This window comes from Candidatus Methanoperedens sp. BLZ2, from assembly GCF_002487355.1.
Lineage (GTDB): Archaea > Halobacteriota > Methanosarcinia > Methanosarcinales > Methanoperedenaceae > Methanoperedens.
In genome coordinates this window covers 24,272-49,538 of the sequence record NZ_NTMG01000018.1, presented here as the reverse complement: position 1 = coordinate 49,538, position 25,267 = coordinate 24,272, and the positions used below count along the sequence as shown (strand labels likewise).

Genomic DNA, 25,267 nt, shown 5'->3' with positions numbered 1-25,267 from the left:
TGTATCGTTGGAAGCAGTAAAACCGGGAAAACAAGGTTAATGGAAGAATTGATAAAAGAATTGAAAATCCGGGATCTTCGGGTAGGAGCCTTAAAATATCACAAACATGGTGATTTTGAAATAGATATTGAGGGTAAAGATACATGGAAATATGCATTGGCCGGGGCTAATACTGTTGCCATATCCTCATCTGTGAAATTTGCGGTTATTAAAAATGACAAAATTCCGGTTGATATTGATGAGATTTGTGAAAAATATTTTGGCGACCTTGATGTTGTTCTTGCAGACGGGTTCACTCAATCCGATAAGCCCCGGATAATTGTTGTGGGGCCGGAGAAAAATGCGGGCATTTTCGAACACGGATGCAGGGTTATATCGGTTACGGATGAAAAAATCAAAGATATGGATATTATTCTTAATAAAGTGCTTGAATTCCTGAACCGGTCAGATCCAAAGTGAAGCTCCCAGAGTTGCGGACTCCACAACACACGCACAATAAGGGTAGCAGTTGTCTTGTTAAAAACCATTCTATTGATAGTGATTTTTGTTAGGTTAGAAGAGAACAGTATAAGATAGATTTTATTAATAAATATCAGTAAAAACGATAGTTAGAGCATCGATTCTACTTGTCGGATTAGAGGCAGAGACTGATATTCTAAGGGTTTAAGTACAGTGGTAAAATTATTTAACCCTAATTTTAACGCTTTGTTCCAAATTTTGTCTTATCATCACAAGTTTTTTACAACCTCCAAATCCAATATTTCCTTGCGTCTTTTCCAATCTGGCATAAGAGCTTCCATCATATTATAGAATTTTTCATCATGATTTCTATGCTTGAAGTGTATTAGTTCGTGCAATATTACATAATCAATACAAAATTTTGGAGCGTCAATTAGTTCGGTATTCAGCAAAATTGCTTTTTTATTTTCAATGCAAGAACCCCATCTGGCTTTCATTAATCGCATTACAATTTTAGGTCTTTCTATATCGTATTTTTTAATTTGTTTATATATTCGTTCTAGAGATTCGTTAAATACAGTTATGGATTTTTCTTTATACCATGACTTTACAAGTTGAGATTTTCTGACTGTGTCATTTTTGTCTTCAATAAACAGATTAAAAAAACCCCTCTGGCACTTGACACTCTCTTCGTTAGATTCAATAACTTTGAGTCGATACTGTCTTCCTAAGTATTTGAAGGTCTCACCGCTTATATATTCGCGTTCAAATTTTGTCTCAGGAAGTGTTTTTTTGAAGTATTCTGTGTTCTTTAATATCCAGGATGCTTTTTTTCTTACGAACTGGTTTATTTTATCAATTGGAACATCATGATTCGCAGAAACCTCTACTAATAAGTTGGGTTTTAAATTAAGGTTGATATTAGATACATTTTTTCTTGTGAGCGTATATTCTATCTTATGTCGCCCATAAGTAATTTCGTGTTTTACCATCGTCATTACCTAATATCTTTTGATTGAAATTGATTTTATTATTTCAATTATCTTGTCTATCTGCTCAATTGGAAGTTCCAAATTGTGTTCCTTTTTAAAGTCAAATAAAAGGTCGTCAATTTCCTGGGCAATTCTGTTATGGATGTCGGTATTGTCATGGAAATCAACTTTCACATGTTTGTCAATAATTGATTTTACTTTTAAGGAAATATCTGCTATAGGTTCATAAAGCCCTCTATCTTCATTTATTTCATAGACTTGCTCTTTTATGACCCCATAGAAAGCCTGAGCGTTCGGATCATTCTTGATGCTTGAAGGATATGCGATTCCAGAATCTCCTTTTCTGTAATCCTCTACAATTCCTTTCATTTTATTCAAATATTCTCCTTCAGATATTCTTGCTTCTTTATATGCTCGAAGAACTTCCTCTATTCTTTCAGAGAATTTTCTGTATAAAGCAGGATTTTCATCCCATTTTTCACTGATACTTTTTGACATTCTTGTTCTGATTGCATCGGCTTTTGCTCTTTTTGAACCAAGACGTTCAAGTTCTTTCTCAAAATTTGTTTTATCAAGAATGTCCACTGGATTAGTAATACGGATTATTTCTTCTGCCGAAATGTAATTATCCATCAGTTTTTGCATATGGGCTTCGTATTCCTTGTGGTCTATGCCGTCAGAATACCTTAATTTGACTACTTTTCTTAGCTCCTGGTAAAACTTTAAATCTTTCTTATATTTATCCAGTTCGTCTTTGCTTAATGCATTATATACTTGCTCTGATTCAAGTGCAATTGACAAATACCTGCCAAAGTGGCTCAGCATATTGTAAAAATCATCCCGAAGTTCTTCATTTGCCAATAGAACTTCAAATTCATCAACATCTCCCTTGTTTTTCACAGGAATAAAAATATTGATGAGATCTGTATGATATTGCCTTAAAGAACCGATTATACTGATAACGTCATATAAAGCACCTTTTAAATCTTCAGGATCAAAATTTTCCAATCCTGCTCCAGAATACATATCCATTGCTTCATCAAGTTTCTCTAACAAACCCCTGTAATCAATAATAAATCCAAAATCCTTGCCTTCATATAATCTGTTTACGCGAGCAATTGCCTGTAGAAGCGTGTGCTCTTTCATCGGTTTGTCCACATACAACACCGTTGCGCGCGGAGCATCAAAGCCCGTCAATAGCATATCAACAACAATTAACAAGTCAATTTCATCGCCATTGACAAATTCATCTTTAATTGTGTCCACATACTTTTCTTCATCGCCGTATTTTTCCATCATCTTGTCCCAGAATGTTTTGACCAGATCCTTTGATTTCTGGTCAACAGCTTCATACCCCTCCCAATCATCCGGCGCGGAGATTACAACTCTGCAATTGAGGTCATTTAACTCTTCAAATGCTTCCAGATAGCGGATAGCTTCTATTTTGCTGTTTGTTGCAAGCATTGCCTTAAAATTGGCGCTTTTAGTTTTGTAATTATCAACAAAATGCTGGTTAATATCGAATGCGATCATATTTATTCTTTGATCTGATGATGCAATCTTCTCAAACCTGCTCCATTTCTGCTTTACTTCTTCTTTTTGTTTATTATTCAGATTCCTTGTAATAATATCAAGTTTCTTGTCAATCGCCTTTTGATTGACTGTCTGCTCAACCATTTTACCTTCATAGAGAAGAGGTACAATTGTCTTGTCCTTTACACCATCGGCAATTGTGTATTGATGAATTATTTTACCAAATTTGATCATGGTGTTCTTTTCTTTTTTCATCAAAGGAGTGCCGGTAAAACCCAGATAGCAGGCATTGGGAAATACATTCTTCATTTTGATATGCATCTCACCGTATTGTGTCCTGTGTGACTCATCGACCAGGACAAATATATCTCTTGATGTCGTAGCTTTCGTCTTTTTCGATGCAGTATCAAATTTATGGACAAGGGTTGTGATTATATCAGCATTATTGTCTGCAATTAGTTCGATGAGGCGATTGCCCGATGTTGCCCTGCTGGCTTTTAATCGTGTGTGGTTAAAAGTATCCCGGATTTGCTTATCTAAATTTTTCCGGTCAGTAACTACGATCACTCTTGGACGTTCGACAGGCAGTTCAGATAATAAATATTTTGACAGCATGACCATTGTTATTGATTTGCCTGACCCTTGAGTATGCCAGATAACACCTGACGTGCGGTTTCCTTCTTCGTTGTTTGTGTTGATCGTCTTGATTATTTCTTTTACAGCGAAAAACTGCTGATATCGTGCGATTTTTTTCATATCAAGGTCATAAACAACAAAATATTTCGTGATATCCAGGAGCCGTTCAGGATGGAACAAAGAAACAATATTTTCATCCTGCACAGTTTGTTTCCTGTTTTTGACAATTTCACTTAAGATATTCTGGTGCCATTTCTCGTCCTTTTCTTTCCAGATTGACCAGAATTTTGCAGGCGTCGAAATTGTAGCGTATTTTGTCTCGTTCTTGTTTGTCGCCATTACAACCTGGACAAATTTGAACAGTTGGGGTATGTAATCCCTGCCCTGGTTTCTAATCATCTGGGATATTCCCTGTCCCATGTCGATAGATGCTTTCTTGCACTCGATTACTGCAAAAGGGATTCCATTGACAAATATAACAATATCCGGTCTTGCATTGTCTTTTGCGTTTTCTCTTTCAACAGAAAACTCTTCCACTACATGAAAAACATTGTTTTCGGGATTTTCCCAGTCAATAAATTTGATTGTAAACGACCGTTTCGTGCCGTCAAAAAGAGTCTCTTCATATGAGCGCCCAAGCATCAGGGAGTCGTAAATTTTCTCATTGGTCTTTACCAGACCGTTTCCCAGACCTTCATCAAGATCCTTCATTGCCTGCTCGATGTTTTTGTTGCTGAACTTGAGCTTTTGTCCTTTATATTCAAAGGAGTTTAGCTCTTCAAGCTGTTTTTTTAGTATTGGGGTTAGAAGCACATTGTATAAATTGCCTCTCAAAGTTTGCGCATCTTTTGGAGCGATTATCTTATAACCCAGATTATTCAATACCTCTATTGCAGGTTTCTGGGAAATATTTTGTTCATTATAATCGTCAGGATTTACCATTTTAATCTACCTCCACTCTTACTATTCCTGTAAGCAGTAATTGCATAAGGCCTTTTTTCTGCTCCTTGAGATGAATTAGTTCTGATTTTAAAAGTTCAATGTTATTGTCGAATAATCTTATGAATTCAACAATTTTATCTTGTTCAGTAATATCGGGTAAAGGGATGCGTATTTCAGAAAATTCATTCCACCTCAAACTGCCCCTTCTGTCTACAGATGCCGACATATTTACTTGATAAATAAAAATGTACAATCTTGTTTTTAGGAGATTAAAAAGAAAGTGATTATTTACTTTTGAGTTTGTTTTAAATACTGTATACATTGGACTAACTAAGGCATTTTCATACAGATTTTGACATCCAATGGAACCTTCATCAATATGGTTTGTTGCATAAACGAAATGATTCTTTTTAACTTGTTTATAAGTAGATATATCTTCACTGAATACTTGTCTCTTAAAATAACTCAATGAATCAACAAGTCCTTCATATTTTGTACAAGATAAAACAGGTAAATCGTCATTGTCTCCATTTTTTTCTGATACTTCAGTTGCGATTTCACCAATTTTAATGTATTCCCAATCTTCTGGAATGCGGATATATTTTGTATGTTTGTATTGATGTGATTTGATAAACTCATCAAACCTCTTTAAACCAAAAAGTAAATCATTTACAATAGCACTTCTTAGTTTCTTTTTCTCTTCAATGAGTGTTTCATTAAGCTCGATTGCCTTGTCCCAATTTGAAAGAATATTGATGATAATATTTCGTTCATTTATTTCTTGTGGAAATTGAATGTTTATTTCCGAAAGTATTTCTTGACTCAAATTAGAAATATTAGTTCCACCACCCAAAATAAATATTTGTTTCTTAATTGGATAAAAATGAAATAAATAGGCACAATAAAGGGCTTCAATTTCATTAGACTTGATTCTGGCTCGTATTGTGAAACCCGAAAAACTAGTAGAAGATATGATTTTATTAATATATAAACATCTACCAATTAATTTTCTGTTTCCGTTTGAGCGAACAAAAAGGAGATCTTCTTTTTTCAATAATTCATCATCATTAAGCTTTCGATCTATTATAATATTTTCAAACGAGTTATTTTGAGGTGTTATATTTTTTTGAAATCCCGAAACTCCAATGATTTTAACAATTTCTTTTCCATTATTTTTGATGAAGTTAAGACCATTTTTGAATTTGGCTAACCGTCCAAATTTTTTGACATCCCAGTCCCCTGGAATTATCCCCACCTTCGTCTTTCTATACCCTTCAGGAACTTCCCCCTTTCTTATTTTCTCAATCCGTTCCCTGATTTCCTGTTTCATTCCCCTTCCCCCTGCAACAATCTTTTCTTAGGTTTTTCTTCTATCTCTTGTATGCTTTTTTCAGGCAATTCGAGATCTTCAGGCATTGTTCCGCCAAGCTCTTTTATAGTCTGCCTTACTTTTTTGCCTACAACAAAGTGGGTATCATTAGCGTTCTCTTTTCCCCGGATATTTTCGCGCCTTAATTTATCATCAGTCTGGGTTGCCCTGAACAGGTTGGCTGCAAGCTCTGTGCTTCCCATATGATCCAGGATTTTCTGGTTTTTATCCACTCCTTTTCTTTTATGGATATCTTTAACACCAAGCCCATTATATAATCCCTGATAGCCTTTATTTTGAAATATTGCATAATCTTCAGGATTGTCAATACCGATTCTTTTGAATTTTTTCTGGTCGGAGGGATATTCACTCAAAAATTGAGATTTTTTAACTTCTTCAGATAAATGACTTGTGTAAGCATAATCAACCACAGAGGACGCAGAGATCACAGAGTGGTAATAATTCTCTGTGTCCTCTGTGCACTCTGTGGTTTTTTCGTACCAGAATTCAACACCATCTTGCATATGTTGTTTTGCCCTTTCAAAATCTCTCCGGGAATAATTTTCTATATCTGGCATAAGAATCACCTACAACCTGACAGACCTGCTTGCATTCTAATCCCGTCGAATTCGACGGGTTTGAAATCGGAATTTTTGAGCTGTTCCCGGACACCCAGAAATTCTATAGTGTTACGGTTTCGAAGCCAATTCCACGTGATTTTCTTTTTTTTGCTCATTTCGTTTCCCTCCTTGCGCACCTGCTCCACAATCATTTCCGTCACCCTCCGCTGACCTGTGACGCATTCGTGGATTAGCGACTTGTGGCAGGAGATGAGGATGGAGAGATGGAAGTATTTTGTCATGAGACGCCCCTTTCGGGAAGAACAGCCCGCACGACATCAGCAAGCTGTTTCTCAGTCGGCAGTTTGCCCTTCATATCCGCTGGCAGTTTCGACTGGAGTTGATAAACTGCAACACCGATGGGATTCTTCTTGGTGCGAAGGGCATATTCCACTTCCACGTCGTCCTTTTCAGCGCAGAGGATGATGCCGATAGACGGCTGATCGCCTTCACCGCGTTGCGTATCGTTGAGTAGATTCAAGTAGAAATCCATCTTGCCTGCGTATTCCGGCTCAAACTGTCCGACTTTCAATTCGAACGCCACCAGCGCCTTGAGGAAGCGGTGGTAGAAGAGCAGATCGATGAAATATTCCTTCTGGCCCAGCGTCAGCCGGTACTGGCGACCTACGAAGCAGAAGCCATAGCCGAGTTCAAGGAGGAACGCTTGCAGACGGGAGATAAGTCGATCCTCCAATTCCCGTTCCTTCACTTCCCGGCGGATTCCGAGGAATTCCAGATTGTAGGAACTCTTCATCATTTCATCGGCCTGCTCGGCCAGATACTCCGGCAGAGCGAGTGGAAAATTGTGCGTCTTCTTCTCGATCACGGCGCGTTCGTAAGCCCCGGCCTTGATCTGGTTGAGCAGGACGTTGCGGCTCCAGCCGAATTGGGCAGTGGCGCGCAGGTAATAAAGCCGGGCTACAGAATCACTCAATTTGTTAAGAATGAGCAGGTTTTGCCCCCAGGGAACTTCTGCGACAAGCTGCCGCATAAGTTCGATGACCGTTTCATTTGTCAATTTGGCTGCATCTTGTGGCCAAATTTCAGAGTCACCTACTTTAGCCCCCCTTGGCAATTTGGCTACAGTCTGCAGCCAAATTGTGGGATCTGAATAAGAGAGGAATAACTGTTTCGCACTGCGTAGATTTCTCGGCGAAAAGCCGGTCGTGCCTGGAAACGCCTGTTGCAGGTCTGCTGCGACCATCTCGACTACCGATTCACCCCATCCAAGTTCTTGCTGCTTTTCCACAATCCCACGCCCAATATCCCAGTATAGCAGGATCAGGTCGCAATTGACCGCACGTGCTGCACAGAGGCGGGCGGATAACACGCGAGCCTTCAGTTGTTCAATGAACTGCCGGTATTCCGGCGATGCGATGGAAACATCTTGCGATGTATTCATTTGTCGGCCTCCAATTCTCGGATATTCGATGCCATAAGCGTTTTCAGCTGGCGGATCGCAATTTCATTGGTGGATTCAATCCCTCTTTGAGGAGACAGCACAAAATAATTATTTCCGGCTTCATTTCTAAACCTCTCGAATTCGAGAGGTTTAAAATCAGGATTGCTTAATTTTTCCCACAAACCCAGGACTTCAATGGTAATATTTTTATTTTTGCTCATTTTCATCACCCCACCTACAACCCCAGTTCTTCAAGCTGCTTCTGCATCTTAACCTCAACTTCTGCAAGCTCTCGTTTGATGTTTGCGATATTTTCCTTGACTGCATCCATGTCAACAGGTTTTTCCTCTTCAAATGTATCCACATATCTTGGGATATTCAGGTTATATTCATTTTCCTTGATCTCATCGGGTGAGGCGACATGCGCAAACCTGTCAATATTTTCATATTTATCATAAGCATCAACAATTCTCTGGATGTCCTCCTCCCTTAAGATGTTCTGGTTCTTTCCCTTTTCAAAGTGCCCGTCATTAGAAGCATCAATGAATAATATATCCCTTCTGCTTCGGTTTTTCTTGAACACCAATATACATGCAGGAATTCCTGTACCAAAAAATAAGTTTGCAGGAAGCCCGATTACTGCATCAAGCAGGTTAAGTTCGATTATCTGCTTCCTGATTGCTCCTTCTGTTGCACCCCTGAAAAGTACACCATGGGGAAGGACAATCCCCATCCTCCCGCCTTCTGCAAGCGAGTAAAGCATGTGCTGGACAAAGGCATAATCCCCTTTTGATTTCGGGGGAACACCCCATTCAAATCTTCTGTAGGGATCAAGCGAGGCTTCCATTGTAAAGTCCCTATCATCTCCGCTTCCTGCAAAACCCATAGCCCATTTATCAAGACTAAATGGCGGATTGGCAACTATCACCTGGAATTTCATCAACTTTCCGTCTTCTAAGAACATTGGATTTGAAAGCGTATCTCCCCATGCGATGTTTGCATCATCAAACTTATGCAAAAACATATTCATCCTGCAAAGTGAATGAGTTTGCCCGTTTCTCTCCTGCCCATAAATTGCAACCTTTCCGCTTGGAACTTTTTTTGCAGTTCTGATTACCAGTGATCCTGATCCGATCGTGGCGTCATATATACGATCATTCTCTTTTGGCTTTACAAGTCTTGAAACTAATTCAGAGACCTCGGATGGCGTGAAAAACTCCCCACCTTTTTTCCCTGCATCAGACGCGAATTTTCCAATCATATACTCATACGCATCGCCGATGACATCTGCGCTTCCGATACTTGTTGGTCTCAAATCAAGATCCTTGAAATCTTCAAGCAGGTGCTTTAACATGATGTTTCTATCTTTGGTTTGTCCAAGAATTGATTCAGAGTTGAAATCTATATTTCTAAATACACCCCGCAGTTTCATTTTGTTTTCTTCTTCTATGTGTTCCAATGCCTTATTGATAACTTCACCGACATTTGATTCGTTTCTTTTACTGTAAATATGATCAAATGTTGATTTTTCGTCTAATACAAACCGATCTCTTCCTAAAGCACGCTGTATCCTCTCTTTATCTCCTTCATACTTTTTTTCATAATCTTCCAGATGTTCTTTATAGGTATCAGACAGATATTTTACAAACAACATGACTAAAACGTAGTCTTTGTAGGTTGATGAGTCGATCTTTCCTCTAAATGTATCACATGCCCTCCACAGGGTATTTGAAATAGTTGTCTTTGATGTCTTTGGTTCCATGATTATTTCTCCATTATGATTTTATTTATGCTGGCTTTTGCAAGTTTTTCTTTTTCTTCCATTAAACAAGACAGTAACATTTTTTCCTTCATTTGAAGTTGATTAAGTTCAACAATTTTCTTTTGCATAGCGAGGGGTATATCAGAAATGTCTATTTCTCTCAGATGCTTTGTTTTAATCAAGGGTATTGTTGTGCTGATAGATGATTTGAAGAACTTTTTTTCAATAATTTCAGAATTTAAGAATAATGCAACAAACTCTGGTATGTATGTCTGTTCTTTTAATCGGATTATGGCAAAATTAGAGGGTATGACCAATCCTTCCTGTTTTTCATTTATGCAAATTGCTGTATAAGGGGTTGTAAGTCGGACAATAATATCTCCCTTATTTGTAAGATACTTTTTTTCGAGATTTTCTTTTGAGAAGAATACATCTAACTCGCGCTCATTGAGAAATCCCTGAGGTTCAAAACTTTTCAGGGTCAACATACGATACTTATGTGTATCCTTATCTTTAGCATCGGCCCTTTTTCTTACAAGGACGAGACCTGTTTGCACTTCTGAGATGTATATTAAGTTCATTAAAATCAGTTCTTTTTTTGTTAGTACTGTTTTATATGAATTCATACTTAAATAGTTTGTGCTTATTTTTGTACTAATTAAAAAGTAACATAATTCTCTAAATGTTTTTGTAAATTTGCAAAAAGTAATATAGTCGATCACGGTAATTTTACCCGAAAATATCGTGCAGCCTTATCCAATAAGTCTCCCAACCATTTTAGCTTAGAAAAGTATCGCATTGATAAACTTGCTACCGTGTTCGGGGGTAGCGAGGAAGATGTTGGTTATTAGGCAATATAATTTCCAATATTTAATTTAAATACTGGATATAATTTTCAGCATTAGGCATATTTAAGAATTAACCTTACCTCAAAAATTCATCTCACCGACATACATTAACAATTCATCGATTCCTGTACCATTCAATTGTATTCCTCAGGCCTTCATTCATATCGTATTTTGCTTTGAACCCGATCTTACTTATTTCGGTAATATCAGCGACACTATGCTTGATATCCCCACTTCTTTCTTTTTCATATATGATACTTGATCTTGATCCGGTTTGCTTTATGATCTTTTCTGCAATCTCATTAATTGAAGTGGCAATGCCATTAGCAACATTAAATGTCTTCCCATCTCCCTTTGACATCACTAATTCATTAGCCTGCACAACATCATTGACAAAAACAAAATCACGCGTTTGCATTCCATCACCATATATCCGGATTTTTTGGTTCTTCAAAGCCTTTTGTAAAAAGATGGGGATTGCAGCAGCATATGGCGATGTCGGGTCTTGTCTTGGGCCGTAAACATTAAAATAGCGCAAAGAAGTGGTTTTCAATCCATGCTCTTCAAAATATATTCTCGCAGCATATTCACAATCAAGCTTGGAAATGGCATAAGGAGATTTTGGAACAGGGATCATGATCTCTTTTTTGGGAAGCTCAAGCGAGTCACCATAAACTGCTGCCGATGACGCAAGTATCACTTTTTTGACATTTCCGGATATAGCTGCCTCCAGGATATTGAATGTGCCTATAGTATTGATCTCTATTGTCTTAGCAGGATTTTTCATGCTCTCAACAACCGAAACAAGAGCAGCTTCATGGAAAATATAATCAATGTCTGTTATTGCTTTTTTCAGCAATTCCCTGTCCCGGACATCCCCTTCTATCAATTCAAAATTATTATTTTCTAAAAAAGGAGAAATATTTCCTTTCTTGGTATTGATATCATAGGTAGGGTCAAAATTGTCAAGGCATACAGTATCATATCCCCGCTCAAGTAAATGCCGGATAATATGCGAACCGATGAACCCAGCTCCGCCTGTTACTAAACATTTCATTGCTGTTTAAGATGGAGTGGACATTATTTAAAGATAATCTTTAACAAAACTGTTTTGAGTCTGAACATAGTTGAGTAATATTAATATGTAAATGCTCTCAATTGCCTGAACAGATAGAGGACAGAAAATGAGTTCAAAAAAAAAGAATATTAAATTAAAGAAAGTTGAAAAGAAATCTTCCATTAAATCAGGTATTTATGTTATGATCGGTATGCTTCTACTTATTGCACTGGTTTATTATCTTATCCCGCAGGGAAGCGATAGCAATAAATGGACTGTGAGTGATAAAGGAATTCTCTCGTATCCTGAAAACAGGGGCAAGGTTGATGTCAAAATCCTGAAAACCGAATCAGGACCTGATTATATCCTCAAAAACATTTCTTTTCCGAGCAAGGATTATACCGTAGAAGGACTTCTTCGCATTCCTGTTGCAGGAAAAAAAGTACCTGGAGTTGTGATCCTGCCCGGAGCTACTGTCCCGAAGGAAGGAACACAAACTCTTGCCGAAATTTTTTCCAGTATGGGATATGCAAGCATCGGAATCGAACAGCGAAACCGCGGTGGAGTGGATATGGATTATGATTATGGCCTCTGGAAAAAGGGATTAGAACCTGTGGAACATAAAATGGTATTTGATGTCCTGCGGGCTGTGGATGTGTTAAGGCAGGAGCCATCGGTTGATCCTGATAGGATAGTAATTGTGGGTGAGAGTAACGGAGGACGTTTTGCTATAATTGCAGCAGCAATTGATTCTGGAATAACAGGTGTGATCGGGATAAGCACAAGCGGTTATGACATCGAGTCACAAATTAGTGAGATAGGGGATGAGAATGTCATACGGTTCTATCGCTCAATCGATCCTGAAACCTATCTTGGGTCTATTCCTCCAGGAAAATTCGTTATGATCCATTCTGTAAATGACACAATTATTCCTGTACAGCTTGCCCGAAAGACATTTGAGAAAGCTAAAGAGCCAAAGCAGTTTTATACGGTAACCACCGGAACCCATGGATATAGCGAGGGCATGAAAGAGCCGCTGGAGAATGAATTAAAGAGTATGTTCAAGGAATAAACGCGCTTTTGCGCTTGCAGCTATAAAATCACGCACAAGCTTTGCTCCAAGGACTGCCGTTCCCCCGGAATCGTAAGCAGGGGCGATCTCGACAAGGTCAAAACCCACTATCTGGGGCGCCAAGCATGATATTACGTCCCTGACATCACGCGGTGTTATCCCGAACGGCTCCGGGGTGCCAAGAGCAGGTGCATAAGCAGGGTCGATCGCATCCATATCTACAGATAGATAAACCGGTCCCTTGATGTAATCGCGAAATTCAGAAATAATTTTTTCTATGCCTATTGAGTAAACATCTTCCGCCGTGAACATTTTTATTTTATTTTCACTGACGTACTCGTATTCTTCGCGGGTTCCGCTCCTTATCCCGATTGAAACATATTTTTGTGTCAAATCATCAATGACATGCCTTGATATGCATGCATGGCTGTTCTTCTCACCATGAAACTCCTCTCTCAGGTCCATATGCGCATCAAGAACCACAAATCCCAGTTCCGGATATTTATTTTTACAGGCTTTTACAAATGGATATGAAAGAGAATGCTCGCCTCCAAGCATTACAGGGATCTTTCCGTCGTTGACATATTTATCGGCGTATTTTGAGATTGCAAAAAGCGTATCATCGATATTTTCAGCGACTTCAAGATTGCCAGCATCATGGATGTCCACATCTGCAAGGTCATGATCAAAAAAACTGCTATAAGTCTCAAAATTATATGATGCTGCCCTCATTTCGTCAGGCGCAAACCTGCTTCCAAGCCTGTAGCTTGAGGTACCGTCAAACGGCACCCCGCAAATCACGTAACGGGCTTTTTCGTAATCGGAATTGGCATCTGCAAAAAGAGCCTGATGCATTTAAGTACGTATGTCTATTTTCATTTTACCCATGGCGACCAGATATGAAATATCTTTTCCGACTTCAATCAGTCCCTTATATTCTTCGGGTATTTTGAGCTCAAGTGTGGAATAGTCGGCGTTATCCATAATCTGGCAGACATCGCCTTTTATAGCCAGGACCTGTCCATTCTTCCTTTCTACGACAGGGACATACGTCTTATCCGTAACTGGCTGCACGATTGATCGTTTTGTACCGTCGAAAATGCCTATGGCATCGATCCTTGCTTTTGCTGAACCATGTTTTCCTGTTTTTGCATGAGAAATGCTTTTGATGACACAGGGTTCATCATCAATTAAGACATATTTTCCTTCTTTTAATGTCCGAACTTCAACTTGATCCTTCATTGTTAATCTCCTTGCCTCATGATAGCTTCTTATATATTAAACCTTTCTAAATGTATATATTTATATTTATCACTATATTTCATACTCTTGAGACCACATAATAACATATTTAAAGACCTATTAAATCTTAAGAAATCCCTTTCATTTGGGTTAATTATTTTTCCTTTTAGGCTTCATGATTGCTATAACTTAATGCCATTAGGACTTGTAGGTGGTAGTTCACCAATGATATAACTCAATAATCACTCCATCAATAACATAACTATATCACTTTTAAGTATTATTAAGCCGGATAATGTCGCAGTTTGACTCTAAATTCTATGATTTTTTCACGCATCCCGATAGCCTCGAACCAATGGCAGCGCTGGCAAAAAAGTATGGCTATTCAGGAATAGTTGTTACGAACCTAAAAGCCAATGAAGGTATCATTCTTCCGGATGATTTTTCCATATACAAAGGTGTCGAGATCCAGGCAAAGCCATCAAGGGTCAGGGAAGAAATAAAAAAACACAGGGACTCAAATCTTATTTCCACAGTCAGGGGAGGAGAAGAAGACATAAATCGTGCAGCTGTTGAATCAGAGGGTCTTGACATACTTTTACAGCCATCTGAATTTAATAATGTCCTTGCTAAAGCTGCGAGTGATAATTCCATAGCTATCGGATTCAATCTTGGCTTACTAATAAGGCTAAGGGGGGATGCGCGCGTCAGGGAATTAAAGAATATGAGGATAATTCTTAAACATGCAAGGAAATACAAACTCAAAATGATCCTCACAGGTGATTCCGGTTCAATTTATGATCTTCGTTCCCCGAGGGAAATGGTCGCACTCTCAAGCCTTTTCGGGATGACACCTTTCGAAGCCATTGACTCAATGAGTGCGACACCAGAAAGCATACTTCGAAGAAAAAGCCCTGATTATATCAAGGAAGGCATTGAAATAATATGAAAACCCTGCCCACCTTGCGTGAAAAAAAAAGATATATAGCGTTTGAAATTAATTCACAGAAGACGATAAACAGGCAGGAGCTGATCAGAGAGATATCGAATTCAATAATTTCTTTGTTCGGAGATAAAGGAGCAAGTGAAATTAACCCTTCGCTCATGTCATTTGAGGGAAGATTCGGGATACTTCGCTGCGCCCGGGAAAAAACAAATGAAACAAGGGCAGGTCTTGCCTGCATCAATAATATTCACGGAATACTCGTTTCTATTCATGTACTCGGTATATCCGGCACTATTAAAGGTGCAACGGAAAAGTTTATACAACAATCACTCGTTAAAGAGTCAGAACCCGAAAAAGGATAAAGAAATAACAGACTATAGGAAATTACGGTTTTTCATATAAGGAGATGATAGAATGCAAATGGCACCACAAATGGGATATGACAGGGCAATAACTGTTTTTAGTCCTGATGGAAGATTATTTCAGGTAGAATATGCACGTGAAGCAGTTAAACGCGGAACAACGGCAGTTGGAGTAAAGGCTGTGGATGGGGTGGCACTTCTGGTCGATAAACGTGTTACGAGTAAGTTACTTGAAGCGGAATCAATTGAAAAAATATTCCAGATCGATGATCATATAGGAGCTGCCACATCAGGTCTTGTTGCAGATGCCAGGGCGCTCATTGATCGAGCCCGCGTTGAAGCCCAGATAAATAAAGTTACTTATGATGAACTCATAGGTGTTGAAGTCCTCTCCAAGAAAATCTGCGACTTTAAGCAATCATATACACAATACGGTGGTGTCAGGCCTTTCGGGACAGCTCTACTTATCGCAGGAGTTGATGACCATCGTGCGCGCCTTTTTGAAACAGACCCCAGCGGCGCTCTACTTGAATATAAGGCCACAAGCATTGGTTCGGGAAGAACAGAGACCATGGAGGTCTTTGAGAAAAAATATACTGATGATATAAAACTGGAAGATGCAATTATCCTTGGCCTGGATGCACTTCACAGCACGACGGAGGGGGTTTTTAACGCTTCTACTATCGAAGTCGGTATAATAGAACTTTCAAACAGGAAATTCAGGAAACTCACTCCATCGGAAGTGGAAAAATACGTGGAACGGGTAATAAAGATGCACGCCTCCGAAACAAAGGGAAAGGATAAGAAAAAGAAATCTGAAGATTGAGGTAAATATGGTCACTCTTGATGAGTCCATAATTGCGCGTCTTAAGACTCACGGAAAAACTTTTGAGGTTTTTGTAGAACCTGAGGGAGCGCTGGCATATAAAAAAGGCGACCCCGTGAAGATCGAGAATATCCTGGCAGTGGAAGAAGTCTTCGAAGATGCCAAGAATGGTGACAGACCAAATGAACAGGATGTTATTAATGCTTTCGGGACGACCGATGCGTTGAAGATCGCGGAAAAAATAATTACGGATGGAGAGCTTCATCTTACAACCGAACAGAAAAAGAAGATACAGGATGAAAAAAGGCATCGTGTAATAAGTATCATTGCGACCAATGCCATCAATCCCCAGACAAAAGGTCCGCATCCGCCAGCACGTATCGAAGCTGCTATGAATGAAGCTGGCGTGCATATCGACCCGATGAAAAACGTGGATGAACTTGTAGAAATCGCGATGAAAGCGATAAGACCTATCATCCCGATACGATTTGAGGAAGTAAAGATCGCTATTAAGCTTCCGGCAGAATACGCAGTAAAAGCGTATGGTGGTGTTGCAGGATTTGGAACCCTGACAAAGCAGGAATGGCAAAATGACGGCTCCTGGATCGGTGTTTTAACTATTCCGGCGGGAAGGCAGGATGAACTGTACAGCCTCCTGAACAGGCTGACAAAAGGGAGTGCGGAGACAAAGTTCTTAAAGTGATGTAAATGGATAAAAAATTAGTAATTCCGGGTGAATTCTTATCAGATGATGTAAAGCTTGCTGATGAGGGTACATATGTTGAAGATAGTAAAGTATTTTCATCTGTCTTTGGTGTAGCATCATTGAAAAACCATATCAAAGTCGTGCCGCTGTCAGGGAAATATATACCCAGACAGGGCGACCTTATTATAGGCATAATAAACGAAGTCTCTTTTTCGAACTGGATAGTTGATATTCGGTCCCCTTATGAGGGTTTACTGCATATATCCGAATTTCCAAGACGAATAGATAACTCGGAAATGTCAAAATATCTTAAAGTCGGCGATTCAATAATGACGCTTGTTAAGGACGTTGACCAGAGCATGAAGGTCGAACTTACATTGAATGACCAGAGACTGAGGCAAATAAAAGACGGCAGGATCATTGAAGTAACACCTTCCAAGGTGCCAAGATTAATAGGCAGAAGCGGCTCGATGATCGCTATGCTGAAAAGTGAGACTAACTGCAATATATTTATCGGGCAAAATGGCAGGGTATGGCTTACAGGCAAAGATAAGAATCTCGATCTTGCAGTACGGACGATCCAGAAAATCGAAAAAGAATCTCATATTCCGGGTTTGACAGACAGGATAGTCAACTTCTTGAAAGAAGCAAAAGGGATACCGGTCAAACAACAGGTAAAAAAGAAAGCGAAAAAAGAAGAGACAGAAAAGCACGAACAGGTACCTGCAGAAGAAACTGCCAGAGGCGAAAAAGAAAGCGAAGAAACGGTCATGGAAGATGCAGAAGAACCTGAGAACATTGAAGAGAATAAATCCGGTGGGATTCTGGATGAACTGCTGGATAAATAATATGTCTTGTATGAAATTATAAGGAACGAGGAAGAAAGAGAAGAGGAATCTTATGGTAAAACCAGAAAAGTTAATTGAAAACGGTATTCGCCTTGATGGCAGAAAACCAGATGAAATAAGACCCATCAAAATAAAGGTGGGCGTTTTGAATAGGGCTGACGGTTCATGTTATTTTGAGTTCGGAGGGAACAAGGTAATTGCAGCAGTATACGGGCCGCGGGAAGTACATCCCAGACACCAGCAGAAATCAACAAGCGCAGTTGTTCGGTACAGGTATAATATGGCATCGTTCTCAGTTGAAGAACGAAAACGCCCCGGACCTGACAGGAGAAGCATTGAAGTCTCAAAGGTGAGCAGGGAAGCCCTGGAACCTGTTATATTCCAGGAATATTTTCCCCGTTCAGCCATAGATATCTTCGTAGAAGTCCTCCAGGCTGATGCAGGTACAAGGACGGCAGGAATTAATGCCGCATCCATAGCTCTTGCAGATGCGGGTATACCAATGAAAAGCCTGGTTTCGGCCTGCGCGGTTGGTAAAGTCGATGATACTCTTGTTCTTGACCTGAATAAAGATGAAGATAATTATGGGCAGGCTGATATGCCAATTGCCATGACTCCGGATGGAAAGATCACACTATTGCAGATGGATGGTCATCTTACCAGAGACGAATTCAGGGAAGGGCTTGAAATGGCAAAGAAAGGATGTCTTGAGATAGCGCAATTACAAAGAACTGCACTCATGGAAAAATACTCCTCCCTGATGGAAGGTGAAGTCAATGAGTAATGAAATTATGTCCGAACTTCGTAAAGATTATATCTATAATCTGATGATCAAAGGAGAAAGAGAGGATGGACGAAAATTTGACGAGTACAGGGAGATAACAATTGACACAAATGTTATTGAAAAGGCAGAAGGCTCTGCACGCGTCAAACTCGGGGATACACATGTGGTCGTCGGGGTTAAGATCCAGACCGGCACACCTTTCCCTGACACACCCGATAAGGGAGTGATTATTACAAATCTTGAACTTATCCCTCTTGCTTCACCTGTATTTGAATCAGGCCCGCCAAGGGAAGATGCCATAGAACTTGCCAGGGTAGTTGACAGGGGCATCCGTGAATCAGAGTCAATTGACCTTTCAAAGTTGTGTATAACACCCGGAGAAAAAGTATGGATGGTTTTCATTGATGTTCATGTCCTTGATGATGGCGGGAACATCATGGATGCTGCATCCCTGGGCGCCATAGCAGCTCTTATGACCGCAAAATTACCGGCACAAAAGTTTGGTGTGGGAGAGGACACGCCTGTTCCCATGAGGGATGTGCCAGTGGCCGTAACTGCGGTTGAGATCGGCGGGGCTATCATGCTTGACCCCTCACTTGATGAACAAAGCATATCGGGAACAAAACTGACAGTTATTTCCAACCAGGATGGCGGTTTATCAGGCATGCAAAAGAGCGGTGTTTCGCCGCTTACAACTGAACAGATAAATTATATAGTGGATATTTCAATTGAGAAGGCAAAAGAATTAAGAGAAAAATTCCTGGAGATATAATCATGGCTAAAATCAGTTCAAAAGGACATAAATCAAGATCCGCCGGAAGATTTGGTGTAAGATACGGAACAAAGGCCCGAAAACTTGTGGGCGATAGTGAAGAGAAAATGCGGGCCGAATATACATGTTCCAAATGCGGCGCAAAGAAAATATCAAGGATCGGCACAGGAATATGGCAGTGCTCCAAATGTGAACACACATTCGCTGGAGGCTCATATGTTCCACAAAGTCCGGCACACATGACAGTCTTAAGAGCAGTTCAGGCTGTAAAAGCTGAAATTAATAAACAATTAGCTTCAGCAAGATAAGGATACAGTATGGTTTATAAATGTACCCGTTGCAAGCGGGCAGTGGAGATAGATTATGAATATAGCGGTGTCCGTTGCCCTTATTGCGGCCATCGAATCCTTGTCAAGGAAAGACCTGTGGTTGTAAAACAGGTCAAAGCCGAATGATCATTACCACTGCACGAAAACCATCACCAAAAACACGAATATTCTGCAAACATTTAGGCAGGTTCACGGGCTGGAAATATGTGACCCGCGGAAAAGCCAGCCTGCAGGAGTTTGCAGATAAATCTTTTTTATTAGTAGGTGAATACAAAGGAAACCCTGGCAGTTTTAATTTTTTTTTTAAAGAAAAATGTCTTCTCTCAATCCGTGCCAATGTATCACTCGATAAAGATATCGGTATTGGGATCGAACCTGTAATCCAGGGAAATAATTCCCTTGCGCTTGATCTTGGTAAAGTCACAGGATTAAGAACAGGAACAGGGGAAAAATCAAAACGGATTATTATGGTCGATGATAATATTGAATTTACAAGTGATGGTGAATCCTATATCAAATTAAAAGTACTGGAAGTACGAGGCGAAGATAGTGTTTGATCTATTCAAGAAAGAAGAAATCAATTCCCTGAAAGCAAGAATATCACAGCTTGAGGAAGAGAACAGGATACTCTCCCTTCAGCTTGGGAAAAAAGATGAAAAAGCAAAAAAAACGATCGCAATAAAACAGGATGTTGACAGGGAATTAAATGAAGCCATAAATAAGATCTCTTCACTTACTAACGAGATACAGACTCTGAAAAAAGAAACATCACAGGAGTTTAAATTCAGGCTATCCGAAAGCATGTCCAAAAACAGGCTTGAGGAGATAATTTTTTTTATTAGCACAATGAAGTCGAAGATTTCGACATTGATAACAGTTTACCTGGAAAAAGATAAGGCGGTCGGGGATGTGGCAAGAGAAACGGTAAGCCTTTTTGACAGTTCAGCTTTGCATCTTATTGAAAAAATAGAATCATCAACTGGAAAAATAATTCTTTACGATACCAACCGGATCGTTAACCTTGTAATAATACCGGTTTTTCCAATCCTTACTTCAGAATGTGTTCTGGGTACACAATTCGACCTTGAACCTTTAAAACAGAATCTTGAATATGAAAAAATACTTGTTGTCAATACCCATGCAGGTGAGACCATTATAGGAATTGTCGAAGCTGATACTTTTGTGGAACATGAGATCGTAAGAAGCAGTGTTATGGGAAAACATAAACAGGGAGGATGGAGCCAGAAGCGATTCCAGAGCCTGGTTGAAGAGGATGTCAAACATCATGCGAATAAAGTGAGGTCTGCACTTGATCCGATGCTTTCAAAGCATACGGATATTCAATATGTCCTCGCAGGCGGAGAAGGTAAATTGATAAAAATGATAATGGAAGGATATGATTTTCCCCTTGTTATGAAGAGTATGGATACAATTTCAAACGGGAATGTTGACCAGGTCTTGAGGGATGTACTGGCTGTCAGATGTTACTGGATTTAACACCAGGAACAGTTAAATCTGCCATGTATAAATACGAGAATGCAAATAGTTATAGCATCCTGAGGATAAAAAAAATTGACTCAAAAAAAGAATATTCAAATAGATGAAGAGGTCTTAAAGAATACTACAAAATGCAGAAAAGATTTTTCCTGCCTATCGGATATAAGAAATAACCTTTGCAAGGTTGAACTCAATATCGATAATAAAATACATTTTGTGAAATGCATGAGCAGTGAACCCTGTAATTACAGGATATCATTTGGTTATTCTTTCGTTTGTATATGTCCTGTGAGGAAAGAACTTTTTAATCGCTATAATATCTGAGCTCAGGATATGCACAGCTTTGCCTCGAATATGGCTCAAGAACTGTGCAGCCCCGAATATAAAATTATATATGTATCAAGTCCTATCTTAGACGATTAATAGTGCGAAATGAGATGCAAGAATGACAAAAAAGATCAAACTCTCTGAACTTGGAAGCCTTCTTGGTGGCGATATTGAAGCCCTTGAAGGAGTAAAAATAGAAGGTGATGTTGAAATAGACCTCGGACAAATGGGTATGAATCCCCAGATGGCATACGCGTTAGGCCACGAAACCGCACAGATGGCTCTCCACCTGATGAATATTTCAAGAATATTGGGTTATCCCATTGACCAGGTGTTAGGAGGACAACAGGTTGCAGCCCCAAAGAAGTTAAGCAAGTTGATCGAGTCGAAATTCAGCGTTGGAAAAATAGAGGAATGGAAAACTCCTATCCAGGAAGTCGTGCTGGGAGCAACTTCATCAGACGGTGGAAGCAGAAAGAGTACAATAACACTTGGCGGGGAAAAATCCCTACCTTATTATTTTGACAGTCCGATGCCGCATCGCAATCACATCACTATGGATGTTTTTGACATGCCCATTAACATGGCAAAAGCGGTAAAATCCAACTATGAGGACGTTATCAACAGCCCTGCAGAATGGGCAAAGAAAGTCGTCCGGGATTTCGGCGCTGATATGGTCACAATTCATCTTATCAGTACCGATCCTAACATCAAGGACACATCCCCGGCGCAGGCTGCAAAAACCGTGGAAGAGGTCCTGCAGGCAGTGGATGTGCCTATTGTGATCGGAGGTTCGGGTAACCCGGAAAAAGATCCTGCTGTTCTTGAGAAAGCGGCTGAGGCCGCTGAAGGCGAACGATGCATTCTTGCATCAGCCAGCTTGAACCTTGATTACGCAAGGATTGCTGAGGCGGCTAAGAAATATAATCATGTTGTGCTCTCATGGACGCAGCTTGAGATAAACGCACAAAAAGAACTTAACCGAAAGCTTATGAAACAGTGCGGTGTGGCGCGCGAAAATATATTGATGGATCCGACGACTGCAGCCCTCGGATACGGGCTTGATTATGCTTACACGAATATGGAACGGATAAGGCTTGCAGGTTTATCCGGTGATACTGAACTTAATTTCCCGATGTCAAGCGGCACAACCAACGCATGGGGGGCGCGCGAGGCATGGATGACAGCGTCACCTTTAAAGGAAGATTCTGACTGGGGGCCCCGTGAGTACCGTGGCCCGATATGGGAAATAATCACAGGTTTGACATTATCGCTAGCGGGAAACGACCTTTTTATGATGATGCACCCCACCGCTGTTCAGGTTCTCAAGGAAATTACACAGACATTGTATGGTTTGAAAGAAACAGAGCCGCTTAATATTGATAATTGGATCACGGCGGTGGTATAATGAAAGTAAATAGTCCGCTTCAAGTCTATAAATTCCTGCCGCAGACAAACTGCGCAGAATGCGGTGAAGCAACATGTATGGCTTTTGCGTCCCATCTCATTGACAGGTCAAAGAAAGTTGAGGATTGCCCGCCCATACTGAAGGAAGGATTTAAGAAAAAATACCTGGAATTGGTGACGCTTCTTGCTCCGGAGATACGCGAGATCACGATCGGTACGGGAGAACGCGCAAAAAGGATCGGGGGAGATGATATTCTTTACCGGCACCAGTTGACTTTCTTTGATCCGACTGCATTAGCCTACGATGTATGGGACACAATGCCTGAAAATGAACTTGTGGAAAGAGTGAACAAGATCCAGAATTTCAGGAAATTCTATGTCGGGAAGTTCCTGAATGTTGACATGATAGCCATAAGATGTGTTTCCGGTGATGCCCTTAAATTTGCCGCGACGGTCAGGAAGGTAAGCGAGATCACAAAACTTCCATTGGTACTCTGTTCATTTGATCCGGCAGTCCTCAAAGCAGGACTTGAAGTCGTTAAAGATAAGAATCCGCTTATATATGCAGCAAATGAGAAAAACTGGAGTGAAGTTTCAGAACTTGCTTTGAATTATAAAGTTCCTGTGGTATTATTCTCATCAGACCTTGATAAGCTCAAATCCCTTGCCCTGACCTTCGGGGAAATGGGCATAAAGGATATTGTCCTTGATCCTGGTACTTATCCGCAGGGTAAGCAATTGAAGGAAACTTTTGAAAGGTTCATAAAACTTCGCCGCTCAGGAATAAAAGAAGGACAAAAGGATATAGCTTATCCGATCATGGCTGTTCCCCTCAATGCCTGGCTTGTTTATAAGGATACGGTTACTGCTTCTTACTGGGAAACGGTACTTGCCTCAATATTTACCGTAAGGTACGGCGACATCATGATACTTCACAGCCTTGAGCCGTATGCCATGCTTCCTGAAGTCCACATCAGGGATACGATCTATACAGATCCCAGGACACCGGTGAAAGTGGCGCCAGGTGTAAATGAAGTTGGTTCTCCAACAAAGGATTCGCCTGTGATAGTTACAACGAATTTCGCTCTTACTTACTATACTGTGGAGAGCGACCTTTCTTCCAATAAGATAAACTGTTATCTTGCAGCGGTTGATACAGACGGTATTGGAGTTGAAGCCGCGGTTGCAGGCGGACAGCTTACCGCAGCCAAGATAAAAGATACATTCCAGAAGGCCAATTTCGAGTTCAAGGATAAAACTTCCCATAGTACTGTTATTCTTCCGGGTCTTGCTGCAAGGCTGCAGGGGGATGTGGAAGATGTGACAGGACTTCGTGTGATGATCGGTCCGCCCGACTCAGGAAGAATTCCGGGCTGGATGGAGAAGAATTGGCCTCCAAAACCGAAATAAAAATACGTTCACACCTTTTTTTTCTTTTTACACACCTTTTTATCAATCAAATCTATATACTTTAACAGTGTAATCAGTAAAGAGACCCATAATGTGGTTCGAAAGAGGCATTTAATATGGTTAACGAAAAGTTAGCAGAGTTTGTAAAGACGTCAAAGCCATCAGTGGCCGTAGTCGGGCTTGGTGGCGCAGGATGTAATATAACGACATGGATAGCAGAAAAAGGAATGGCGGGCGGAAAGATTATAGCAGCTAATACCGATGTAAACCACTTATCAACAATGAGTAAAGCTGATAAACTGGTTCTGCTTGGTGAGAAATTATGTAAGGGACATGGATGCGGGGGATATCCGGAAATGGGTGCCCAGGCAACCAAAGAAAACCTCACAGAACTCAGGGCTGAACTTGAGGGAACAAACCTTGTCTTCCTTGTAGCAGGATTGGGAGGAGGAACAGGTACAGGAGCAATACCTGTAGTTGGCGAATTAACAAGAGAACTCGGCTCTCTCACAATTGCATGTGTGACAATTCCATTCAAGATCGAACAGTTCAGAAGAGAGAAGGCCAGGGAAGCCATTAAAGCGCTCTCAGCAAGCTGTGACGCAACAATTGTTATTGATAACGGAAAATTAAGAGAAGTTGCAGGTAACCTTCCATTAAAAGAGGCACTTGCAGTAGCAAACGCACTCATTGGAGCATTTGTAAAGAACATTACCGAGACGATCACACAGCCAAGCTTGATAAACCTTGATTACGCAGATCTTCGCGCAGTAATGGAGCGAGGCGGAGTCTCAGCAATAGGCATTGGCGAAGGAGACGGTGAGGACAGGGTAGCTAAGGCAGTTTCACAGGCACTTGCAGTCCCATTGCTTGATATTTCAGATATGTCAGCAACCTATGGCGTATTGATCCACATAGTTGGTGGCGAAGACCTGACACTCGAAGAAGTAGCAGTAACTGGCGAATTGATCATGGACAAAGTCCCGAATACCAAGAGAGTTATCTGGGGCGCAAAAGTCGATGACCAGCTCACAGGCAGAGTACGTGTAATGGCAGTATTGACCGGTGTCAAGAGCCCATTCATGGAAGGAGAATAATATTTTACGTGATGTGATTTTT

Annotated in this window: 27 protein-coding genes and 1 pseudogene; 16 read left to right on the top strand and 12 right to left on the bottom strand. The window is 40.3% G+C overall.

Features of this window, described 5'->3' with window-relative positions:
* Nucleotides 1-39 precede the first annotated feature (39 nt).
* The gene (locus tag CL181_RS01985) at nucleotides 40-459 is read left to right on the top strand and encodes a molybdopterin-guanine dinucleotide biosynthesis protein B (RefSeq protein WP_097297571.1); all 420 of its coding nucleotides are present in this window, start codon (nucleotides 40-42) and stop codon (nucleotides 457-459) included.
* 269 nt (nucleotides 460-728) lie between these two features.
* On the opposite strand, the gene CL181_RS01980 is transcribed toward CL181_RS01985, so the two are convergent.
* From CL181_RS01980 to CL181_RS01935, 10 genes are all read right to left on the bottom strand, one after another.
* Nucleotides 729-1,451 (bottom strand): M48 family metallopeptidase, encoded by a 723-nt coding sequence (locus CL181_RS01980; RefSeq protein WP_097297588.1) that lies wholly within the window; start codon nucleotides 1,449-1,451, stop codon nucleotides 729-731.
* 9 nt (nucleotides 1,452-1,460) lie between these two features.
* Nucleotides 1,461-4,562 (bottom strand): type I restriction endonuclease subunit R, encoded by a 3,102-nt coding sequence (locus CL181_RS01975; protein WP_097297570.1) that lies wholly within the window; start codon nucleotides 4,560-4,562, stop codon nucleotides 1,461-1,463.
* 1 nt (nucleotide 4,563) lies between these two features.
* Nucleotides 4,564-5,892: a restriction endonuclease subunit S gene (locus CL181_RS01970; RefSeq protein WP_097297569.1), complete on the bottom strand. Its 1,329-nt coding sequence runs from the start codon at nucleotides 5,890-5,892 to the stop codon at nucleotides 4,564-4,566.
* Nucleotides 5,889-6,509, bottom strand: a complete 621-nt coding sequence (locus CL181_RS20805) for a hypothetical protein (protein WP_217993064.1) — start codon at nucleotides 6,507-6,509, stop codon at nucleotides 5,889-5,891. The genes CL181_RS01970 and CL181_RS20805 overlap by 4 nt, the downstream gene beginning before the upstream one ends.
* Nucleotides 6,510-6,514: 5 nt before the next feature.
* A complete protein-coding gene (locus CL181_RS01960; protein ID WP_217993063.1) occupies nucleotides 6,515-6,667 on the bottom strand; it encodes a hypothetical protein in 153 nt (50 codons plus the stop codon).
* A gap of 122 nt (nucleotides 6,668-6,789) precedes the next feature.
* Nucleotides 6,790-7,953 (bottom strand): YhcG family protein, encoded by a 1,164-nt coding sequence (locus tag CL181_RS01955; protein ID WP_097297568.1) that lies wholly within the window; start codon nucleotides 7,951-7,953, stop codon nucleotides 6,790-6,792.
* Entirely contained in the window at nucleotides 7,950-8,174 is a 225-nt protein-coding gene (locus CL181_RS01950; RefSeq protein WP_176505012.1) for a hypothetical protein, read from the bottom strand. Before CL181_RS01950 ends, CL181_RS01955 begins: the two co-directional genes overlap by 4 nt.
* Before the next feature lie 14 nt (nucleotides 8,175-8,188).
* Nucleotides 8,189-9,715 carry a type I restriction-modification system subunit M gene (locus tag CL181_RS01945; protein ID WP_097297567.1) on the bottom strand — a complete coding sequence of 509 codons (1,527 nt, stop codon included), beginning with the start codon at nucleotides 9,713-9,715 and terminating at the stop codon, nucleotides 8,189-8,191.
* 2 nt (nucleotides 9,716-9,717) lie between these two features.
* A complete protein-coding gene (locus tag CL181_RS01940) occupies nucleotides 9,718-10,341 on the bottom strand; it encodes a restriction endonuclease subunit S (protein ID WP_097297566.1) in 624 nt (207 codons plus the stop codon).
* A 337-nt stretch (nucleotides 10,342-10,678) separates the two neighbouring features.
* Nucleotides 10,679-11,620: an SDR family oxidoreductase gene (locus tag CL181_RS01935; protein ID WP_097297565.1), complete on the bottom strand. Its 942-nt coding sequence runs from the start codon at nucleotides 11,618-11,620 to the stop codon at nucleotides 10,679-10,681.
* 127 nt (nucleotides 11,621-11,747) lie between these two features.
* On the opposite strand from CL181_RS01935, the gene CL181_RS01930 reads away from it, so the two are divergent.
* Nucleotides 11,748-12,692 carry a S9 family peptidase gene (locus CL181_RS01930; RefSeq protein WP_097297564.1) on the top strand — a complete coding sequence of 315 codons (945 nt, stop codon included), beginning with the start codon at nucleotides 11,748-11,750 and terminating at the stop codon, nucleotides 12,690-12,692.
* On the opposite strand, the gene speB is transcribed toward CL181_RS01930, so the two are convergent.
* Nucleotides 12,669-13,547 carry an agmatinase gene (speB, locus tag CL181_RS01925; protein WP_097297563.1) on the bottom strand — a complete coding sequence of 293 codons (879 nt, stop codon included), beginning with the start codon at nucleotides 13,545-13,547 and terminating at the stop codon, nucleotides 12,669-12,671. The genes CL181_RS01930 and speB overlap by 24 nt on opposite strands.
* Entirely contained in the window at nucleotides 13,548-13,934 is a 387-nt protein-coding gene (locus CL181_RS01920) for a translation initiation factor IF-5A (RefSeq protein WP_097297562.1), read from the bottom strand. It abuts the gene before it with no gap.
* A gap of 295 nt (nucleotides 13,935-14,229) precedes the next feature.
* Between CL181_RS01920 and CL181_RS01915 the strand changes: the two genes are divergently transcribed.
* The 14 genes and pseudogenes from CL181_RS01915 (at nucleotide 14,230) to ftsZ (ending at nucleotide 25,245) form a co-directional block, all read left to right on the top strand.
* The gene (locus tag CL181_RS01915; protein WP_097297561.1) at nucleotides 14,230-14,883 is read left to right on the top strand and encodes an RNase P subunit p30 family protein; all 654 of its coding nucleotides are present in this window, start codon (nucleotides 14,230-14,232) and stop codon (nucleotides 14,881-14,883) included.
* Nucleotides 14,880-15,242, top strand: coding sequence for an Rpp14/Pop5 family protein (locus tag CL181_RS01910; RefSeq protein ID WP_097297560.1), 363 nt, complete (start codon nucleotides 14,880-14,882; stop codon nucleotides 15,240-15,242). The genes CL181_RS01915 and CL181_RS01910 overlap by 4 nt, the downstream gene beginning before the upstream one ends.
* Nucleotides 15,243-15,294: 52 nt before the next feature.
* On the top strand, nucleotides 15,295-16,068 hold the full coding sequence (gene psmA / locus CL181_RS01905; RefSeq protein ID WP_097297559.1) for an archaeal proteasome endopeptidase complex subunit alpha: 774 nt from the start codon (nucleotides 15,295-15,297) through the stop codon (nucleotides 16,066-16,068).
* Between the two features lie 7 nt (nucleotides 16,069-16,075).
* Nucleotides 16,076-16,771 carry a ribosome assembly factor SBDS gene (locus tag CL181_RS01900; protein ID WP_097297558.1) on the top strand — a complete coding sequence of 232 codons (696 nt, stop codon included), beginning with the start codon at nucleotides 16,076-16,078 and terminating at the stop codon, nucleotides 16,769-16,771.
* A 5-nt stretch (nucleotides 16,772-16,776) separates the two neighbouring features.
* A pseudogene (gene rrp4, locus CL181_RS01895) lies at nucleotides 16,777-17,508 on the top strand (exosome complex RNA-binding protein Rrp4); the annotation flags it as partial.
* Nucleotides 17,509-17,674: 166 nt separating this feature from the next.
* Nucleotides 17,675-18,406, top strand: a complete 732-nt coding sequence (gene rrp41 / locus CL181_RS01890; protein WP_097297556.1) for an exosome complex exonuclease Rrp41 — start codon at nucleotides 17,675-17,677, stop codon at nucleotides 18,404-18,406.
* Nucleotides 18,390-19,178 (top strand): exosome complex protein Rrp42, encoded by a 789-nt coding sequence (gene rrp42, locus CL181_RS01885; protein ID WP_217993062.1) that lies wholly within the window; start codon nucleotides 18,390-18,392, stop codon nucleotides 19,176-19,178. The genes rrp41 and rrp42 overlap by 17 nt, the downstream gene beginning before the upstream one ends.
* 2 nt (nucleotides 19,179-19,180) lie before the next feature.
* A complete protein-coding gene (locus CL181_RS01880; protein ID WP_320410164.1) occupies nucleotides 19,181-19,486 on the top strand; it encodes a 50S ribosomal protein L37ae in 306 nt (101 codons plus the stop codon).
* Between the two features lie 9 nt (nucleotides 19,487-19,495).
* Nucleotides 19,496-19,633 (top strand): DNA-directed RNA polymerase subunit P, encoded by a 138-nt coding sequence (locus CL181_RS01875; RefSeq protein WP_097297553.1) that lies wholly within the window; start codon nucleotides 19,496-19,498, stop codon nucleotides 19,631-19,633.
* Nucleotides 19,630-20,064 carry a hypothetical protein gene (locus CL181_RS01870; protein WP_097297552.1) on the top strand — a complete coding sequence of 145 codons (435 nt, stop codon included), beginning with the start codon at nucleotides 19,630-19,632 and terminating at the stop codon, nucleotides 20,062-20,064. The genes CL181_RS01875 and CL181_RS01870 overlap by 4 nt, the downstream gene beginning before the upstream one ends.
* Nucleotides 20,057-21,004 (top strand): Vms1/Ankzf1 family peptidyl-tRNA hydrolase, encoded by a 948-nt coding sequence (locus tag CL181_RS01865; protein ID WP_097297551.1) that lies wholly within the window; start codon nucleotides 20,057-20,059, stop codon nucleotides 21,002-21,004. The genes CL181_RS01870 and CL181_RS01865 overlap by 8 nt, the downstream gene beginning before the upstream one ends.
* A gap of 445 nt (nucleotides 21,005-21,449) precedes the next feature.
* Nucleotides 21,450-22,739: a CO dehydrogenase/acetyl-CoA synthase subunit delta gene (cdhD, locus tag CL181_RS01860; protein ID WP_097297550.1), complete on the top strand. Its 1,290-nt coding sequence runs from the start codon at nucleotides 21,450-21,452 to the stop codon at nucleotides 22,737-22,739.
* Entirely contained in the window at nucleotides 22,739-24,148 is a 1,410-nt protein-coding gene (acsC, locus tag CL181_RS01855; protein WP_097297549.1) for an acetyl-CoA decarbonylase/synthase complex subunit gamma, read from the top strand. Before cdhD ends, acsC begins: the two co-directional genes overlap by 1 nt.
* 116 nt (nucleotides 24,149-24,264) lie before the next feature.
* On the top strand, nucleotides 24,265-25,245 hold the full coding sequence (ftsZ, locus tag CL181_RS01850; protein WP_097297548.1) for a cell division protein FtsZ: 981 nt from the start codon (nucleotides 24,265-24,267) through the stop codon (nucleotides 25,243-25,245).
* The last annotated feature ends 22 nt before the right edge of the window (nucleotides 25,246-25,267 follow it).